General features: G+C 64.5%; 15 protein-coding genes. 6 read left to right on the forward strand and 9 right to left on the reverse strand.

What is annotated here, in order from left to right:
- Nucleotides 1–140: 140 nt before the first annotated feature.
- The 3 genes from BMY30_RS04150 to BMY30_RS04160 all read left to right on the forward strand — a co-directional run bounded on the left by BMY30_RS04150 (nucleotide 141) and on the right by BMY30_RS04160 (nucleotide 2,891).
- The gene (locus BMY30_RS04150; RefSeq protein ID WP_244516116.1) at nucleotides 141–1,826 is read left to right on the forward strand and encodes a NapC/NirT family cytochrome c; all 1,686 of its coding nucleotides are present in this window, start codon (nucleotides 141–143) and stop codon (nucleotides 1,824–1,826) included.
- Nucleotides 1,827–1,855: 29 nt separating this feature from the next.
- The gene (locus BMY30_RS04155) at nucleotides 1,856–2,254 is read left to right on the forward strand and encodes a cupredoxin domain-containing protein (protein WP_089710908.1); all 399 of its coding nucleotides are present in this window, start codon (nucleotides 1,856–1,858) and stop codon (nucleotides 2,252–2,254) included.
- Nucleotides 2,255–2,333: 79 nt separating this feature from the next.
- Nucleotides 2,334–2,891 carry a hypothetical protein gene (locus BMY30_RS04160; RefSeq protein WP_139195467.1) on the forward strand — a complete coding sequence of 186 codons (558 nt, stop codon included), beginning with the start codon at nucleotides 2,334–2,336 and terminating at the stop codon, nucleotides 2,889–2,891.
- A 12-nt stretch (nucleotides 2,892–2,903) separates the two neighbouring features.
- Here BMY30_RS04160 and BMY30_RS04165 read toward each other — a convergent pair whose 3' ends face one another.
- The 9 genes from BMY30_RS04165 to BMY30_RS04205 all read right to left on the reverse strand — a co-directional run bounded on the left by BMY30_RS04165 (nucleotide 2,904) and on the right by BMY30_RS04205 (nucleotide 12,521).
- Nucleotides 2,904–3,458 (reverse strand): hypothetical protein, encoded by a 555-nt coding sequence (locus BMY30_RS04165; protein ID WP_244516117.1) that lies wholly within the window; start codon nucleotides 3,456–3,458, stop codon nucleotides 2,904–2,906.
- 259 nt (nucleotides 3,459–3,717) lie between these two features.
- Nucleotides 3,718–4,269: a nitrous oxide reductase accessory protein NosL gene (locus BMY30_RS04170; protein ID WP_089710912.1), complete on the reverse strand. Its 552-nt coding sequence runs from the start codon at nucleotides 4,267–4,269 to the stop codon at nucleotides 3,718–3,720.
- 24 nt (nucleotides 4,270–4,293) lie between these two features.
- Nucleotides 4,294–5,118 carry an ABC transporter permease gene (locus BMY30_RS04175; protein WP_089710914.1) on the reverse strand — a complete coding sequence of 275 codons (825 nt, stop codon included), beginning with the start codon at nucleotides 5,116–5,118 and terminating at the stop codon, nucleotides 4,294–4,296.
- On the reverse strand, nucleotides 5,115–6,059 hold the full coding sequence (locus tag BMY30_RS04180; RefSeq protein WP_089710916.1) for an ABC transporter ATP-binding protein: 945 nt from the start codon (nucleotides 6,057–6,059) through the stop codon (nucleotides 5,115–5,117). The genes BMY30_RS04175 and BMY30_RS04180 overlap by 4 nt, the downstream gene beginning before the upstream one ends.
- On the reverse strand, nucleotides 6,056–7,405 hold the full coding sequence (locus BMY30_RS04185) for a nitrous oxide reductase family maturation protein NosD (protein WP_089710918.1): 1,350 nt from the start codon (nucleotides 7,403–7,405) through the stop codon (nucleotides 6,056–6,058). The genes BMY30_RS04180 and BMY30_RS04185 overlap by 4 nt, the downstream gene beginning before the upstream one ends.
- A gap of 55 nt (nucleotides 7,406–7,460) precedes the next feature.
- Complete coding sequence (gene nosZ, locus BMY30_RS04190) at nucleotides 7,461–9,335, reverse strand: TAT-dependent nitrous-oxide reductase (RefSeq protein WP_089710920.1); 1,875 nt, start codon at nucleotides 9,333–9,335, stop codon at nucleotides 7,461–7,463.
- Between the two features lie 2 nt (nucleotides 9,336–9,337).
- The gene (gene nosR / locus BMY30_RS04195) at nucleotides 9,338–11,470 is read right to left on the reverse strand and encodes a transcriptional regulator NosR (RefSeq protein ID WP_089710922.1); all 2,133 of its coding nucleotides are present in this window, start codon (nucleotides 11,468–11,470) and stop codon (nucleotides 9,338–9,340) included.
- A 95-nt stretch (nucleotides 11,471–11,565) separates the two neighbouring features.
- Nucleotides 11,566–11,883 carry a c-type cytochrome gene (locus tag BMY30_RS04200; protein WP_089710924.1) on the reverse strand — a complete coding sequence of 106 codons (318 nt, stop codon included), beginning with the start codon at nucleotides 11,881–11,883 and terminating at the stop codon, nucleotides 11,566–11,568.
- 185 nt (nucleotides 11,884–12,068) lie between these two features.
- Nucleotides 12,069–12,521, reverse strand: coding sequence for an RrF2 family transcriptional regulator (locus BMY30_RS04205; RefSeq protein ID WP_089710926.1), 453 nt, complete (start codon nucleotides 12,519–12,521; stop codon nucleotides 12,069–12,071).
- A 161-nt stretch (nucleotides 12,522–12,682) separates the two neighbouring features.
- Here BMY30_RS04205 and BMY30_RS04210 point away from each other — a divergent pair, with 161 nt between their 5' ends.
- The 3 genes from BMY30_RS04210 to ubiT all read left to right on the forward strand — a co-directional run bounded on the left by BMY30_RS04210 (nucleotide 12,683) and on the right by ubiT (nucleotide 16,167).
- On the forward strand, nucleotides 12,683–13,870 hold the full coding sequence (locus tag BMY30_RS04210; protein WP_089710927.1) for an NnrS family protein: 1,188 nt from the start codon (nucleotides 12,683–12,685) through the stop codon (nucleotides 13,868–13,870).
- Nucleotides 13,871–13,985: 115 nt separating this feature from the next.
- Entirely contained in the window at nucleotides 13,986–15,371 is a 1,386-nt protein-coding gene (hemN, locus tag BMY30_RS04215; RefSeq protein WP_089711197.1) for an oxygen-independent coproporphyrinogen III oxidase, read from the forward strand.
- A gap of 316 nt (nucleotides 15,372–15,687) precedes the next feature.
- The gene (gene ubiT / locus BMY30_RS04220) at nucleotides 15,688–16,167 is read left to right on the forward strand and encodes a ubiquinone anaerobic biosynthesis accessory factor UbiT (RefSeq protein ID WP_089710928.1); all 480 of its coding nucleotides are present in this window, start codon (nucleotides 15,688–15,690) and stop codon (nucleotides 16,165–16,167) included.
- The last annotated feature ends 24 nt before the right edge of the window (nucleotides 16,168–16,191 follow it).

Genomic DNA, 16,191 nt, shown 5'->3' on the forward strand with positions numbered 1-16,191 from the left:
CCTCTTCTTCAGCCGTTTCCTCACCATGGCAAGGGGCGACGGGAGTGGCTGGGCAAGGGGCCGGACACCACTACTCAGCAAGGTGGCAGGGCAGGCAATGACAGTGACAACTCGTGTCATGGGATTACCAGGAGACTGACATGCTGAAGGATCGACCGCGCAACTGGCGCAAGATAACGATCATGGGAGCCTCACTCGGGGCTGCCGTGATCTTCTTCGTGGCCGGGATCATCTTCTGGGGCGGCTTCAATACCGTGATGGAAGCCACCAACAACATGAAGTTCTGCAGCACGGCCTGTCACGAGATGAGCTGGGTCTACGAGGAGTATCAGGAACGGCCGCACTTCGAGAATGCCACCGGGGTCGGCGCCGAGTGCTCCGACTGTCACGTCCCCGATGCCTGGGGGCCGAAGATGATCCGCAAGATCCAGGCCAGCCGCGAGGTGTGGCACTGGATGCTCGGCACCATCGACACCAAGGAGGAATTCGAGGGCAAGCGCCTGCACCTGGCTGAGAATGTCTGGCGATCCATGCTGCGTACCGACTCCCGGGAATGCCGCAACTGCCATGACTGGTCGGCCATGGATCTTGAGGAACAGGCCAGCCGCGCCAGCCGCGAGCACGCTCGCGCCTTCGAGCAGGGTCAGACCTGCATCGAGTGCCACCAAGGCATTGCCCATCAACTGCCCGAGGCCTGGGACGAGTCGCCTGTCTGGGCGGATCGCTTCGACTATGGCACCGCCGAGGCCGATGAAGACCTGCTGGGCGACGAGCCCGAAATGGCCGCAGCGCTGGAGGAAGAGGACCTAGGCGAAGCCAAGGAGGTCGACGAGAACATTGCTGCCACGCTGGACTGGAGCGAAGTACCCACACAGGAAGTGACGCTGTTTCTGCCGGGTCAGGCATCCATCGAGTGGATCCAGGACGGCAGCGAGCATGGCGGCGGCCGTGCCTTCAGCTTTGGCGACCGCTGCATCTGGTGCCACCAGGGCGAAGAGGCCGACATCGGTGCGCTGGCGGTCAGCGGCGAGAAGATCGAGACCTATGATCTAGGCGACAAGCGTGGCCACGTGCCAATGAGCATTCAGGCCAGCTTCGACGACGACTACCTCTTCATGCGCTTCCAGTGGGAAGCCGGAGAACATGCCCCGTTGCCCTTCGTGGACGGGGGCATGATGGATCCGGAGAACCCCATGAAGCTGACGGTCAGCCTGTCGGACGATAACGTCGACATGGCCGATCGGGCTGGGTGCTGGGCCAGCTGTCACGCCGACTCGCGCCACATGCCCGATGCGCCGGACAGCGAAGTGCTGGAGAACTCACCGTATGCCGAGCGCCTGGATCTGAGCGATGGAGTCACCAAGTACCTGACGGAGAGTCGTACCGAGATCGAGATTCGCGGTCGCCGTGGTGCCGCACGAGGCGGCTGGGACAAGCTCAAGGAAGAGAAGGAGATCGAGGAGCTGCTCAACGGCGGGGTCTATCTGGATCTGGCACGCTACAAGAGCGGAGACGAGTCCACCGAATCCGGTTATGTTCTCGACGAGCGTCACTTCTCTGACAGCCAGGCCATCGTCTTCAGTGCCGATGAGCAGGATGGTGTCTGGACCGCCCACCTGACGCGCGCCTTGAAGACCGGTGCCGAGGGCGACAAGCCGATCAACCTGGACGGCAAGTACAACCTCAATGTGGCGCTGCACGACGATCATGCCGATTCGCGCTTCCACCACGTCTCCTGGCAGTACGGGCTCGCCTTTGACGCCGAGATACCCGGTGAATACGCGGAAGACATGGTGGAGATCAACGCCGCACGCATCAGCCGCTGATGCAGGAAGGAGAAGGAGAGGAAGCGACCATGCAGTATCGACGTCTGACACTTGGTGCCGCCGTTCTGACCACCCTGCTCATGGGCGGGGTGGCACAGGCCGGCACTAGCGGAAGTAGCGACCTGGATGATGGGCAGACCGACGGGCATGGCGACGCGGTCGTGGTTGAGATGTTCGACTACGCCTATCATCCCGCCGAACTAGAGGTCGAGGTCGGCACCACGGTGCGCTGGGTCAGCGAAGAGAAACGCACCAGCCACGATATCTACTTCCCCGACGAGGATATGGGATCGCCGCGGCTGTTTCCCGAAGAGAGCTGGGAGCGCACCTTTGAAGAGCCGGGCACCTACGAGTATCACTGCCGTCCCCATGAGGATCGCGACATGGACGGGGTAATCCACGTCGTGGCGGCGGACGATGCCGAGTAACCTGCTTTTGCTCGGTGAACAGCCATCCAGCAAGTCGCGGCGCCGTTTCGGCGCCGCAACCGTTAGTAGAGGAGAACGAATGTCTATACGCACTCAGCCCGTAGCGGGTCTTTGTGGCCTGCTGACCACACTGGTACTTGCCTTGCCCAGTGTTGCCGCAGCGGCGGAAGGTCCTGAAGGGTATCGCAGCGCCGATTTCGGGATGTCCTACGAGGCGGTCATGGCCGAGCTCGTCGAAGATGACGCGGTGGTCAACCTATCGGACGTCGAGACCGAGGAGGGCGACAGGATCGTCAATGCCGAGCTCCAGGCTAGCGATGAGCCGGAAACCGACTTGCGCTATGTGTTTCCGGCCGGCAGTCAACAACTGGCCCTGGTCGTCGCGTTCTATCCCCATGTGGAGGATCTCGATACCGTCACCCGCCAGCTCGAGGAGCGTTTCGGCGAGCCCTGGGAGGAGGACATGGCCCAGTGGTGGTTCGAGCAGCTCAAGGGAAGCATGCCCCAGGAGCCGAGCAGCCTGACGGTATGGGGCGGTGAAGGGAATGAAGCCGAGACGCGTGGTCGCTTTACCCGTCTCTGGACCTTCGATGATTACCTCTCGGTCGAGTATCTCGATACCCGGCTCTTCCCCTGACGCGACGGCCCTTCAGGGGGTGGCCATCCGGCATTGCCGCATCGCACGGGAGATGGCCGCCTCCGCCCCGTCCAGGCCGAAGATCATGAACCAGGGATCGTCCTTGCCGCGCATCATGCGCAGGCGCAACAGCTCACCCTCGGCCATCTCCTCGAGCAGCAGGTCCAGGTCAGGGAAGACGAAGCGCGCATAGAAGCCATCGTCGCCGCGCTCGGTGACGAAGGCCGCGCTGCCGTTGTGGATGGTCGCGTGATCGACGCGCAAGTCGGCGGGCACGCGGTTCACCGTACGACTCTCGGCCTGGTATTCGTCGAGGGCGACGCGCAGCTCCAGCCACGGCACGTCGCAGGCGCCGGCGCTGGCGTTGACGCTGAAGATGGCATCGCTGTAGCTCAGCTGGTCGATGGCGCGGAAGTGGCGCTCCTCGCCCAGCGACAGGACCAGAGAGTGCCAGCCGCCATGGGCCTGGACGTCGCCGGTGTTGTAGTCGGTGGCCGACGCTGCCCCGGTCAGGACCAGGCTGAACGTCAGCAGCAGGAAGGAGGCGAGGCGGGAGATGCAGTGCATGGCGTGAGGCTTCCTCGGGCCGGCGATGCGCCGAGGCTAGCATGGTGTCCAGCGGCTGTCCTGCCTCCGGCCCCCTCGTGCAGGGCTATCGCAGTTACGTGACACGAGGGGCGCTGGGGGCAAGCCGTAGAGGAGGTCCTACGCCAGGGAGGGCGTCGGTAGCGTACAAGGAGGTATTCACAGCGCCTCCTCGAAGGCTTGCCGACAGATAAGCCTCGAGTGAGGGCAATAATCTGCGATAGCCTGCCCCTCGCGTTGGCTAGTCGTGGACCTGCCTGTCATTCATACCATCGTCGGTATCGCCACCCAGCTCGCCGCGCCCCAGGCGACCCAGCAGGTCGAGATCGATCTCCTCGAATGTCACCAGCTCACCGCCATGCGCCTCGCGGAACGCTTCGGCGTCCGCCTGTTCGGCGAAGGAGGCCAGGGTGTGGCCCATGCTACCTCGCTGATCGTGTCCCACCACATACCAGGCCTCCTCAGCGCGAATGAAGGCCTCATCAGAGGGCTCTTCCCAGGTCGTCACGCCGATGTCGTGAACATAGGCGTGGGAGAGGCGGGTCTCGTTCTCGGGCTGCTTGAGGAAGGAGAACAGATCCATGGTGGAACAGAACTTCAGCGCCTCGCTCTGCTGGTCCATGAAGGCTTCACCCTTGGGGCCGGGGTGCTCGCTGATCAGCATGCCGCAGACGTGACAGCTGTCGCCGTCCTCGATGGGCACGGGAGCTGCCAGGCTCTCGGGTTCGGATTCGCCGCAGCCTGCCAGTAGCAGAAAAAGCAGCAACGGGATCAGGACGAGCAGACGGGGCATGGGACGTCTCCAGGATAGAAGGAGTCAGGCTGAACGGTGTCGGAAGCGCAGCAGCGCCAGGCCCAGGGGCACCAGCACCCAGGCCACCAGGATGGCGGTCACCACGGCGGGCCGGAAGGCGCCGCCTTCGGCGATGGAGCTCACGCCGGTATAGCTGCGGGCCTCCTCGAAGCCAGCCAGGTTGATCAGCCGGAAACACTCGGTGGGGTTGAGCAGCAGCAGCCAGGGTAGCCAGTCGCCACCTCGCTCGACGCTGACCAGCAGCGCCAGCAGGCCGAGGTCGAAGACCAGCACGAACAGGAACCACACCACCAGCGCCAGGCCGGCGGCACGGGCCTTCTCGGTGACCCCCACGCTGATCAGGTAGGCGAAGGCGATGAACACCCAACCCAGCAGGATGCTGCTGCCGATCAGCAGCCCCATGCCGGTGGCCAGCTCGCTGAGTGGCACGCCCTGTGCGCCCACCGCGATCACCGCCCCGGCAACCCCGAAGCCAAGCGCCGTGGCGGCGCCCAGGATCAGGCCGTGGCCGAGGAACTTGCCGAGCAGCAGCTGGGTGCGACTGATGGGGTAGGTGAGCAGCAACAGTAGGGTGCCCGCTTCCTGCTCGCCCACCACGGCGTCATAGGCCAGCAGCAGGGCGATCAGCGGAATCAGGAAGACTGCGAGTGTCGCCAGGCTGACCAGGGTGGTGGCCAGCGAGGTGAAGCCCAGGCCGCCGCTGGCGGCGGCGCCGAACCAGGCGATGCCCACGGCGAGGAAGGCCAGCACCATGGCGATGGCCAGTACCCAGCGGTTACGCAGGCCGTCGCGGAACTCCTTGCCGGCGATGGTCAGGATGGCGTTCATCGGGTGTCTCCTCGTTGCTCGGGCGAGAGTCCGGCGGAGAAGTGGGTATAGAGATGTTCCAGGGTGGGCGGCAGCAGCTCGATGTCCTCGACGCCCGGCGTATCGGTGAGCCGACGCAGCACGGCGAGCTTGGCGTCCGGCGGAACCGTCAGCACTACCTCGTGGCCGTTGACCGCCTTGGCCTCGATACGCGGGTCATCCCATCTGCCCAACTCGTGCGCCAGCTCGGCTTCGGCGCTGCGGCCACGGGCGCGCACGGTGAGTGGCAGCGCGGCCTGCCGGCGCAGTTCGTCCAGGCTGCCCAGCGCCAGGCGTCGGCCGCTGCCCAGGATCAACGCACGGTCGATGTAGGGCTCCACTCCGGGCAGCACATGAGAGGAAAGCAGCACCGTGCAGCCGCGTTCGCGCAGCCCACGCACCGTATCGTAGAACTCTCGGGTGGCGGCCGGGTCGAGGCCGGTGGTGGGCTCATCCAGCAGTAGCAGGCGCGGGTCGCCGAGCAGCGCCTGGGCCAGGCCAAGGCGTTGGCGCATGCCCTTGGAGTAGGTCTTCACCCGCCGTGAGGCAGCGTGGCCCAGGCCTACTTGCTCCAGCAACTCGTCCACCTGGCGGCGGTCGACCCGCTTGAGCCGGGCGAAGTAGTCGAGGACCTCGCGGCCACTGAGCTGTTCATAGAAGCTGACGTTCTCGGGCAGGTAGCCCAGGCGGCGGCGCAGGATTTCGGCGTGGGCGCCGTCCGGTGCACCGCCCAGCACCGCCACGCGTCCTTCGCTGGGCGAGAGCAGCCCCAGGATCAGGTGCATGGTTGTGGTCTTGCCGGCCCCGTTGTGGCCGAGCAGGGCCAGCACCTCGCCCTCGCTCACCTGGAGGTCCAGGGCGTCGAGGCGCAGCAGTTCACCGTCGCGCCGAGTCACGCCCTGGAAGTCGATTACCGCGCTCATGCGTCGGTGTCTCCGAGGTTGTGTTGATTCAAGCCGAGTTCATTCACATCGGGTTCCTTCATCAGCGGATGGCTGTCCTTGACGCCCTGGGGGCGAAACACCGGGAACTGTCGCTGTACCCAACGCAGTGCCAGTACGGCAGGGCTGTGCATCAGCAGCTGCGCCACCGGGTAGCGCCACAGGAGGCGGTCCATGGCGTCATTGGGTTCAAAGGGTGTGTCCCCGATGCCGTCACCGTCCAGGTCCCAGCCCAGGTAGTCGCTCCAGTAGTTGCCGCGCCCCTCCTCTGACCACTCCTGGGCGCGGGTCGCCACGTACATCACCTGTTGGCGGTTGTCGACGAAGGCGTTGCCTACCAGGGCGTTGTCCTCGGAACCGGCGGTGAGGTGGATGCCGATATCGCTCTCGGCGAAGCGGTTGGCCTCGAAGCGATTGTACTGCGCGTTGTAGACGAACAGCGCCTTGCCCTCGCCGCCGCTGATCAAGCCCTGGCCTTGTGCATCCCGGCGCTGGTTGATGCCGGTGACGAGGTTGTTGCGCAGGATGGAGTCGGTGATGTTGTTCATCAGGATGCCGTAGTGGCGGTCACCCTCGGAGCGGTTGCCGATCACCTCGAGACGCTTGGACTGCATCAGCGCATAGCCGGTGCGGGTATTACGGGTGGTATTCCCTTCCAGGCGATTGTCGTGGGCGTACATGTAGTGCACGCCGTAGCGCAGCGACTCCATGTGGTTGCCGCGCAGCAGGCTCTCGCTGCTGGTATCGATGTAGATACCGTCGCGAGTGTGGCGGATATCGTTGCCCGCCACCGTGACGTTGCGCACGTTGAACAGGTGGATACCGTTGCCGCGATCCTGGGAGCGCAGCGAGGCATCGCCACGGATCACGTTGTCGAGCACTTCCACGTCACTCACGGCGTCGAGCCAGATGCCGAAACCCGGGCCTTCCAGCCGGGAGTCTCGGATCACGCTGCCGGTGGCGCTCTCTTCGACGAAGATGCCGGCATCCATGTCGGTGAGATTGGCACCCCAGTTCTCGATGGTGAGGCCTGCGAGCACGATGCGCGGGGCTTCCAGTGCCACGGCGTCACCTTCGCCACCGCCGTCGATCACCGCTCCTTCCTCGCCCTGCAGGGTGAGCGTGCGGTCGATGGTCAGTGGTCCGGGATAGCGGCCCTCGGGTAGTGTCAGGTGGTCGCCGTCACTGGCCTTTTCGATCAGTGGCTGCAGCGGCTCACCGGGGCTGGCCGTCCAGTCGGCAGCCAGCAGGCCGCCCGGTAGCCACGAAAGCAGCAGCCAGGCGGCAAGAATCAGACGGGGGACGACACGAGACAGTCGTCGGGTCATGCGGGTCTCCACAACTAACGGGGCCGGGCGGTTGCCCGGCCCCGGTGAGGGCTTATCAGGCCTTCTCGACCAGCATGCGGCCGGTCATTTCCATGTGCATGGCATGGCAGAACCAGGAGCAGTAGTACCAGTGTACCCCGGGCTTGTCGGCGGTGAAGGTGACGCTGGCGGTCTGCTGAGGACCGATCTCCATGGAGGCGCCATGGTTGACCATGACGAAGCCGTGGGTCAGATCCTCGACCTGGTCGAGGTTGGTGACCACTACGGTGACCTCGTCGCCCTGCTTGACCTTGAATTCGGTCAGGCCGAACTGGGGCGCCACCGAGATCATGTAGACGCGCACCTTGTTGCCGTCGCGGATCACCTTGTTCTCGGTCTCGATATTCACCCCGTCGGCCTCGGCCATGGCCACGGTCTCGGCGAAGGTGGGATCGTCACGTGACCAGATCCGGCTGGGGGAGATCTGGTCGGCTCGAGCCAGGATACAGTCGTGCGGCTCGGCAAAGGTGGGGCCGTCATGGACCAGCTTCATCTCTTCGCCCGAGATATCGATCAGTTGGTCGTTCTCCGGGTGCAGCGGACCCACCGGCAGGAAGCGGTCCTTGGAGAACTTGGAGAGTACCACCAGCCACTTGCCGTCGGCATCGCGGGTCTCGGTCAGACTGGCGTGGTTATGGCCGGGCTGATAGTGGACGTCGAGCTTCTGGCGGATGTAGTTCACCTCCTCGCCGTTGTAGGCACGGATGGCGTCCTCGATGTTCCACTTGGCCACCTGGCTGTCGATGAACAGGGTAGTGTAGGCGTTGCCACGACCATCGAAGGTGGTATGCAGCGGCCCCAGGCCCAGTTCCGGCTCGGCCAGCACCGTGTCCCGGGGCTCGATGGCGTCATCGAACAGGGCAGGGAGCTTGTCGATGCCGATGATCGAGCAGGTCGGTGAGAGCTTGCCGTTGGCGATGAAGTATTGGCCGTCCGGCGAGGTGTTGAGGCCATGGGGGTTCTTGGGTATCGGGATGTAGCGGGTTAGCTTCGAGCCCTTGCGGCCGTCGAGCACAGGTACCTCGCTGTCGCCCAGGGTCTCGAATTCGCCAGCCGCCACGGCGGCCTCGATGGCATCGACGTCGAACACTACCACCCAGTCACGCTCGGCGCGCATGGTGTCGGCCAGCGTCATGCCCTTCTCGGAGTTGTAGCAGGTGGACGCCACGAAGCGGCCGGTGTAGTCGGCATCGGTGTTGTCCAGGTTGCCGTCGACGATCACCTGCCAGGCCACCTCCATGCTCTCGGCATCGATGGCGTTGAACATGGTGAAGTAGTTTTCCGGGTTCTCCAGGTCCCGGCCATCGTTGACCTGGGGAATCGGTAATTCGGCGTTGGCGAAGACGTACTTGGTGTGCGGCACCTTCTGCAGGCGCAGGCCGTGGATCGCCTGGACGTTGGGAATGGTGGTGATCTTGTCCGTCTTCATGATGTCGAGACGAATGCGCGCCACCCGGGTGTTGGCCTTGTCGTTGATGAACAGGTACTTGCCGTCGTAGCGGCCATCGGTCATGGAGATGTGCGGATGGTGGCAGTCCCCGTTGAGGAAGCGTGCGGAGTCGCCCATGATGCGTTTCGACTCGTTGGTGATCCCCCAGCCGGTGGCGCTATCGATGTTGAACACCGGGATTCGCATCAGCTCACGCATGGAGGGAATGCCCAGTACCCGTACCTCCCCCTGGTGGCCGCCACTCCAGAAGCCGTAGTACTCGTCGAGTTCGCCGGGTGCGACCTCCACGCCGTTTTCGGCGGCACGGGCCTGGCGGCTGTTCATCAGCGCTCCGGCACCGAAGCCGCCGGCCAGACCTGCCCCCGCGACCCCGGTCACGGCGCTGTTGCGCAGGAAATGGCGGCGTCCGAGGTTCTCGATCGCTTTCTTCTTGTCACTCATGGTCAATCCTCCTGGTAGGTCGGGATCCGCTGCAGCCGGCTGCTGGCGGGGTCATGGGTCTCGACGCCACTCTTGCCACCGGCCATGCGGGCCGCCTTCTCATAGCGCTTGCGACGCTTGATGACGGGCGGGCATCGCTGGTCGTCGTAGTAGGTTATCTGGCAGTCAAGACAATAGTGGCACTCGTTGGCATTGATGCGGCCATCGGGATGGATGGCGGCCACTTCGCATTCGTTGGCGCAGATCTGGCACGGGGTGCCACAGCTGCCGCGGTGCCGCTTGAGCCAGTCGAACAGGCGCAGGCGGGCGGGGATCGCCAGGCCGGCGCCCAGCGGGCAGACGTAGCGGCAGTAGAACTTGTGGTTGAAGACCGAGATCGCCACCAGGCCCAGGGCATAGAGCACGAAGCCCCATTCTCGCTGGAAACGCAGCGTGATGGCGGTCTTGAAGGGCTCCACTTCGGCGTAGCGCTCGGCGGTACCCAGGGAGTGCAGCGAGACGGCGAATAGCCCCAGCAGGATGATGTACTTGATGGCCCAGAGGCGCTCGTGAACGCCGAAGGGCACCTCGATCTGTTTCACACCCAGCTTGCGGGCAGCCTTGTTGACCAGGTCCTGCAGGGCCCCGAAGGGACAGAGCCAGCCGCAGAAGACACCGCGCCCCCACAGCAGCAGGCTCACCGCCACGAAGGACCAGAGGATGAACATCATCGGGTCGATCAAGAACGACTGCCAGCTGAAGCCGCTGATCAGCGAATTGGTGAAGGTCAGGATATTGACCACTGATATCTGCGCCAGGGAATACCAGCCGATGAACACCAGGGTGTAGACCAGGAAGCCCAGGCGCAGCGGGCGCAGGATCTTCGGATGGCGCGCCAGCACGTCCTGGAACAGCATGACACCGGTGAGTACCAGCAGGCCGGCGCCCAGCACGGCGATCTGGAAGGCCTTGTCGCGCCACACCTGTACCCAGATTGCCTCTTCTGTCGCTGGCTCGGGACGCTCGATATAGGCCTCGGGGACGCTGTAGTCGGCGCTGAAGCGGCTGAACTCGGTATCAAGCGGCCCCGAGGCGCGGCGCACCAGCAGATCCAGTTGCCAGGGCTGGCCCGGGTCGAAGGCAGCGTCCTCGCGAATAATGAAAATGTCGCGCTCGTTTAGGTCAGGCGCGCCGTCAATGGCGAGATTGCCCAGACGGATATGATCGCGGTCGTGGAAGCTGACGCTGGTGTTGCCCTGCGAGAACTCGATGCGGTCGAAGATGCCGCCGCGAACGTAGCCCGACCCCTTGAAGGAGTAGTCGCCCTGTGCCATGACGGCGATGGCATGCTCCCCCGGTTCGAGTTCCTCCATCAGCTGCTCGTAGCGGCTCTCACCCAGCAGGTTGCGACCCGCCGTGGGAGGGTTGACGTAGGTGTAGAACATCTCGATGAAGGTGTTTTCGGGGTCTTCGGGGGCACCGCGAAGATAGTCCTCGGCGGGCGTTCCCACGAAGGCCTCGTCCACCTGTCCGTGGGTCAGGTGCAGGCGGCGGATGGTGCCGTCGCCGGTGAGCTCACTCCAGTCCGCGGGCTCGAAGACACCCTCCAGGACCCGTGCTGGTGGGGTGGCGGAGGGGTCGGCGATAAGCCCTTGTTCGGCGGCCACCTGGCGAGCGGAGCGCATGATGGTGTCACTGACCACGATGACCGTGACGGTGGCGCCCGAGATGGCGTCCAGATTGTCACCGATCTTCATGCGGTCGTTGACATGGGCGGGGATGTGGTCGTCGGCGAAGCCCTCGAGCTCCTCCTCGGGGATGCCCACCAACATGATGGGCTCCTCGTGACTGATGACATCGGCCTGAACGATTCGCCCTTCCAGGTCGATACCCACCAGCATATTGACCGGCTTGCCCGAGTAGGCCGGAATCGGCGCGATGTCGATGCTCTCGTAGGCATAGCCGAGAAGTTCGTCACCGGCACGTACTTCGCTTACCGGCCACTGCGACTCTGCTGCTTCCAGGCGCTCCGCATCGGGGAAACCCTCGCGGACCTGTTCAAGCTCCAGGGCGTTTATCGCCGGGGCGATCAACAGCAGGAACAGGCCGAGCAGCAGGCCGGCGACGCCTGGAGATCGAGGTTGTCGTGCGGGCATGGCGAGGTCCTTGCGAGCGTAAATCCAGGCGGCGCAGACGTCACCCCGGGCGCCACTCAGCAGGGGTGGCCGGCCCGTAGGCCGGCCGGGGAGGATCAGGGCTCGAGGTTGGCGTAGTAGGCGGCGATATCGGCGATGTCTTCATCGGATAGCCCCTGGGCCTGGGGATTCATCAGGGCGGCCATGCCGCCGCTGCGCTGGCCTTCGCGGTACGCCTTCATGGCGCTCTCCAGATAGGCGGCGGATTGGCCGGCCAGGTTCGGATAGATCGGCGCGGTGCCCTTGCCATCGGTGCCGTGGCAGGCGGCGCAGGCGCCGATCTTGCCTTTACCGGCTTCAGGGTCACCGGCGGCATGGGCGTCCATGGCCAGGAAGGCGCCGCCCAGCAGAGCGGCAACGAGCAGTGACTTCATAACAAACCTCCGAAATGCTTCTTTAGCTGTATGAAAAAGCCTGGTCCGGGCATATGGCCGCGCCAGGCGAATGAGACCACGATACCAGTCGTCGCCCGGACGAGGCTTGACGTGCGTCACGTTCAGACTAGACCGGAAGGCGCGAAAGGTACAAAGAGGATGCTAATGCAGGGAGGCAGGGAGGCTCAATCGTCGGGCGGGGTGTCGTCGATCTGCAGCAGCTGTATCAACTGGGGCTGCTGGGGGCCGAGCAGATCGGCCAGGGTGTATTGATCGAGCACGGCAAGAAAGGCGGTGAGCGCCTCGGCCAGGATCGGCTTGAGCCGGCAGGCGGGTGTGATGACGCACTCGTTGTCGTCGCCGAAGCACTCCACCAGTTTCAGGTCGCGTTCGGTGTCGCGGACCAGCCTGCCCAGCGAGATCGTCTCGGGGTCGCGCTCGAGCAGCAGGCCGCCGTTCTTGCCGCGGATGGAGGTGATGTAGCCCTGATGGTTGAGGTCCTGCACCACCTTCATCAGGTGGTTGCGGGAGATATCGAAGCGCTCGGCGATCTCGGTGATGGTCGAGCGTTGCTCGCTCTTGACGGCAAGGTACATCAGCACGCGCAGCGAATAATCGGTAAATCGGGTCAGATGCATGGGAATCCCGGTGCGTCGGACGCCTCGCTAGGCGTGATGGGGAAACATGTGATTTTACCATCATGCCCGTCAGGTTTGTTTCGTGACTGCGGCATTCGGTCACGTGGTGACGACCTTGGCGCATGATTGGCATGGCCGCCGATAAGAGGTAATTTTTATGCATGTTACGATTCGGTGCCAATGACCCAGGTCAAACCGGCCGGATTTGTCGGAACGACCGGCGCCACGCCTGGACATTGTTCTTTCCTCTCGCCGCGCTGCATGCGGCTCTTGCGTTGCCCTTGTCGCTGGCGGGGATGCTTGGCTGGCTACCTTGGCTGCCGGGATTGGCGACACCACTAGCACACGGCAGGGAGCTGCTGTTCGGCTTCGCCTTGGCGGTGATGGCAGGGTATCTGCTGGGCCCGCTGTCGTCCCGTCGGCTGGCCTTATTGGCGGGGTTGTGGCTGATCGGGCGTGTCGGAGGGCTGGCGGACTATCTAGCCTGGCCCGTGCTGTTGGCCGATGCTGCCTTCGCCCTGTTGTTGGCTTCATGGGTCGTGCCCCGCTTCCTGACGGCCAAGAAATGGCGCAACCGTATGCTCTCGCCGCTGCTCGGGCTGCTCTGCCTGCTGGCGGTGGCCAGCCTGGTGGCGCGCCTGGCCTTCCCGGGCCTGCTCTCGTCGCTACTGCATCAGGGTGTGCTATGGCTACTGCTGCTGATGGCCTTCATGGGCGGACGGGTGATCGCCCCGGCGGTGAACGGGCACCTGATGGCGCGTGACCGGAAGGCCGGGGTCGGTGTCCAGCCACGGGTCGAGGCGATCATGATCGGCCTGCTGGGCGCCGCCGGGCTGCTCGCGATCTGGCCGATGCTGTGGCCAGTGGCCGGATTGATGCTGGCGCTGGGCGGGGCGGTGATGCTGATACGCCTCTGGCGCTGGTCGTTCTGGAGGCTTCGGGATCGGCCGGACCTGCTCGGCCTGTTGCTCGGCTATGCCTGGCTGGGGGTGGGAGCCCTGCTGCTGGCGGGAGACCTCCTGGTGGGGGGCTCGCCCGCGGGCCAACTTCATGCGATCACCGTGGGAGCGCTCGGCACTCTCTCCAGTGGCATCATGCTGCGCCAGGCGATCCTCAGAGCCAAGGGGCGTCCCGCAGAGGAGCGGTGGCTGCCGTGCCTGGCCGTGCTCTTTACCCTGGCGGCGGGACTGCGGCTTGCGCTTCCCTTGGCCGGCCCGCCGGTGCTGTGGGGAGCTGCCGGGGTCTGGAGCCTGGCTTGGCTGCTGGTGGCGTGGCGTCTACTGCACTGGCGCCGCCAGGGGGTAGCAAAAGCAGCAGCACGTGCCGCGTCGTCCACTGCCGCAACTTGATCTGGGTCAGCTACCCCTTGAAGGGTACCGACGCGCCCGGTCATGGCTGGCATAATTCGCCCATGCGGTGGTGGCCATGGCCGCCGCCTTACGGTTCCAGAGGCTCGATTCGATCATGCAAGACACCCTGCCGTTCATCCGCCCCCTGGTCGAGAAGTACGACCGCCCGGGGCCGCGCTATACCTCCTATCCCACGGCGCCGCAGTTCCAGGCGGCCTTCGCCGAGGATGACTATCGTGCCGCCGCCGAGCGCAGCAATCGGGCGGCGACGCCCAAGCCGCTGTCGGCTTACGTACACATCCCGTTCTGCGAGAGCCTCTGCTACTACTGTGCCTGCAACAAGATCATCACCCACAATCGCGCGCGGGCCGCGGAGTATCTTGCCTGGCTCAAGCGCGAGGTCGAGCTCCAAGGGGCGCTGTTCGACGACTCGCGACGCATGACCCAGCTGCATCTGGGCGGTGGCACCCCCACCTATCTGAGCAATGACCAGCTCGGCGAACTGATGGCCGCGCTGGATGCCGCCTTCCACTTCGCCGAGCCCGAGGCGCGGGAATTCTCCCTGGAGGTGGACCCCCGCACCGTGACGCCCGAGCAGATCCACGAGCTCCACGCCCTGGGATTCAACCGCCTAAGCTTCGGCGTGCAGGACTTCGATGCCAGGGTCCAGGAGGCGGTCAACCGCATTCAGAGCGAGGCGCAGGTAGTAGAGCTGGTGGCCGCGGCCCGTGAAGCCGGCTTCCAGTCGGTGAGCGTCGATCTGATCTACGGTTTGCCGCTGCAGACCGTGGCCAGCTTCGATACCACCCTGGACAAGATCATCGCCCTGCGACCGGACCGCATCGCCACCTACAGCTATGCCCACCTGCCTGAGCTGTTCAAGGCCCAGCGCCTGATCCGCCCCGAGGACATGCCGCCGCCGGAGCGCAAGATCGAGCTGCTGGAGCTGACCATCCGTCGCCTCACCGAGGCCGGCTACGTCTATATCGGCATGGACCATTTCGCCCTGCCTGAGGACGAGCTCTCGCTGGCCAAGGAGAACGGCACCCTGCAGCGCAACTTCCAGGGCTACTCGACGCATGCCGACTGCGACCTGATCGGCCTGGGGAACACCGCTATCGGCAAGGTGGGCGACAGCTACAGCCAGAACGTCAAGGAGACGGCCAGCTACCAGGCACGGCTCGAATCGGGTCGGCTACCGGTGATGCGCGGCTATCGCCTGAACGCCGATGACTTGCTGCGTCGCGATGTGATCAACGCCCTGATGTGCCATGGACGCATCGACTTCGCCACGATCGAGGCGAATCACGACATCGATTTCCCTGACTACTTCGCCGATGCGCTCGACGAGCTCGAGGAGATGGCGGATGACGGCCTGTTGGCGATCGGTGATGAATCCATCGAGGTGCTGCCGGCCGGGCGGCTGATGATGCGCAATGCGGCCATGGCCTTCGATGCCTACCTGAGCCACAGCACCGGGCGCTATTCGCGCACCGTTTGAGCGGACTCGCCCTTCACAAAGGAGCGATAGGCGCATTACAAGCGGCGCCCCGGCATGTACCGGGGCGCCGCTCTTTTCTTCCTGCCGCACCGCTTCGCGGCGGCGCAGCTGTCAAATGAAAATGGATCATGATGTTCTCACGCTTGCACCAGATATGGCGCTTGCCGGCGAGGTATGGTCTATATATGGTAGGCAGGGCGCAGGTGGTCGTGGGCTGGCTGACGACATGATGCATGTCAGTGCAGCCCCGGGAGCACCGGCCTAGGATGAGCGGTCAGGCGGCCAATGCCGCATGGTTATCTTCAGGAGAACTGTCATGTCCCTGCCGTTACTGCCCCTGCCGCGTCTTCCCGCGCCCACCCGACTGATTCGCGCTATCGACCCGCGCGTGCCGGTCGGCATCAAGCGCCGGCTGGTGGAACCTGTACTCAACCGCACCTTCGCCGAGCCGCTGGAGGAGGGCGAATTCGATGCCCTGGAGGGGCGCCGGATCAGCCTGGCCATCGAGGATCTCGGCGTGATGCTGACACTGAGCCTCGAGTCGCAGCGCCTGGTGCTCTGCAATCAGCCCGGCGAGGCGACCATTCGAGGCGGCTGGCGTGAGTTCCTCTGCCTGGCCACCCGTCGCGAGGATCCCGACAGTCTGTTCTTCCAGCGTCGCCTGCTGATCGAGGGTGATACCGAGCTGGGCCTGATGGTCAAGAATCTCCTCGACGGTCGCGAGGAGGGACTGGCCCAGGGCCCCTTCGGTGAACTGCTGATCCGCCTCGAGCGGCTGGCACGACCCACGATCTGACCCTTTTCGATAAACGACTTTCTT

Source organism: Halomonas daqiaonensis, assembly GCF_900109725.1.
GTDB lineage: Bacteria > Pseudomonadota > Gammaproteobacteria > Pseudomonadales > Halomonadaceae > Halomonas > Halomonas daqiaonensis.

Bases quoted from the DNA above. Each gene is read 5' to 3' on its own strand.
- BMY30_RS04170 (WP_089710912.1), bottom strand. From the start codon at position 4,269: ATGCCCCGTCTGCTCGTCCTGATCCCGTTGCTGCTTTTTCTGCTACTG.
- BMY30_RS04160 (WP_139195467.1), top strand. From the start codon at position 2,334: ATGTCTATACGCACTCAGCCCGTAGCGGGTCTTTGTGGCCTGCTGACC.
- BMY30_RS04210 (WP_089710927.1), top strand. From the start codon at position 12,683: ATGTTACGATTCGGTGCCAATGACCCAGGTCAAACCGGCCGGATTTGT.
- BMY30_RS04200 (WP_089710924.1), bottom strand. From the start codon at position 11,883: ATGAAGTCACTGCTCGTTGCCGCTCTGCTGGGCGGCGCCTTCCTGGCC.
- BMY30_RS04175 (WP_089710914.1), bottom strand. From the start codon at position 5,118: ATGAACGCCATCCTGACCATCGCCGGCAAGGAGTTCCGCGACGGCCTG.
- nosR (WP_089710922.1), bottom strand. From the start codon at position 11,470: ATGCCCGCACGACAACCTCGATCTCCAGGCGTCGCCGGCCTGCTGCTC.
- BMY30_RS04150 (WP_244516116.1), top strand. From the start codon at position 141: ATGCTGAAGGATCGACCGCGCAACTGGCGCAAGATAACGATCATGGGA.
- nosZ (WP_089710920.1), bottom strand. From the start codon at position 9,335: ATGAGTGACAAGAAGAAAGCGATCGAGAACCTCGGACGCCGCCATTTC.
- BMY30_RS04185 (WP_089710918.1), bottom strand. From the start codon at position 7,405: ATGACCCGACGACTGTCTCGTGTCGTCCCCCGTCTGATTCTTGCCGCC.
- BMY30_RS04165 (WP_244516117.1), bottom strand. From the start codon at position 3,458: ATGCACTGCATCTCCCGCCTCGCCTCCTTCCTGCTGCTGACGTTCAGC.
- ubiT (WP_089710928.1), top strand. From the start codon at position 15,688: ATGTCCCTGCCGTTACTGCCCCTGCCGCGTCTTCCCGCGCCCACCCGA.
- hemN (WP_089711197.1), top strand. From the start codon at position 13,986: ATGCAAGACACCCTGCCGTTCATCCGCCCCCTGGTCGAGAAGTACGAC.
- BMY30_RS04180 (WP_089710916.1), bottom strand. From the start codon at position 6,059: ATGAGCGCGGTAATCGACTTCCAGGGCGTGACTCGGCGCGACGGTGAA.
- BMY30_RS04155 (WP_089710908.1), top strand. From the start codon at position 1,856: ATGCAGTATCGACGTCTGACACTTGGTGCCGCCGTTCTGACCACCCTG.
- BMY30_RS04205 (WP_089710926.1), bottom strand. From the start codon at position 12,521: ATGCATCTGACCCGATTTACCGATTATTCGCTGCGCGTGCTGATGTAC.